Source organism: Legionella qingyii, from assembly GCF_003184185.1.
Genome location: NZ_QHJG01000083.1, coordinates 1 through 701, shown reverse-complemented (window position 1 = coordinate 701; position 701 = coordinate 1). Strand labels below are relative to the sequence as shown.

The window sequence follows — 701 nt, the reverse complement described above, 5'->3', positions numbered from 1 at the left end:
TAATGTCTTTAGTCTAAACACAGACTGGACTAATTAATTGGCTTCTTTTTCCTTTCCTATCGCACCTTCTAGCTAAATTTTTTTTTATAATATTAAATATTAGAGAATTATTATGTTACACAAAGATGATGCAGTTGCTTTGTTTATAAAGTATAAAGCTGATTTAACTAAATTGTCGCAAATCATGCAAAGCGGATGGAATACTGAAATAGGAAGATGGCATAACCTAAGGGAAATGCATTCTGTATTTCCTCCTCTTTTCATTGCATTAGATTGTCTAAAAAATAATAGGGAGGCAACATACGATGGCGTTCTTCGCAATCCTTATTATGATGAGCCTTTTAGAAAAATCTATGGAACTTCTAACGACCCCCTACAAGTTATACAAGATTTTGTTGAGTATTATTCTAAAGACCATTTTGCAGCGATATTGCTCGATTATGTGGGTGCGTCCAGGGCTAATACTGATGATGTAGAAAATTTAAATCGATTCTATAGTGAATTAAATGACCTCTGCACCCCAAGGCCAATTGTAATATGTAGAGATGATGATGGATTAGCCCTTAAATTCCCAAGCAATACTTCATATGATTATTTCAATCAAATGATGAGTATTCGTGTTGGAGTATTCCCTTCATATAAACCTGTGCTCTATATTAAAGACGAAGTTGTAAATGGTCAGTTAGTAGCAACTTTTCCGA

At 33.8% G+C, this 701-nt stretch carries 1 protein-coding gene; it reads left to right on the top strand.

All coding sequences use genetic code 11. The features are described from left to right. Positions 1-112: 112 nt before the first annotated feature. On the top strand, positions 113-701 hold a 589-nt coding region (locus DGG96_RS20560), incomplete at its 3' end, for a hypothetical protein (protein ID WP_133249356.1).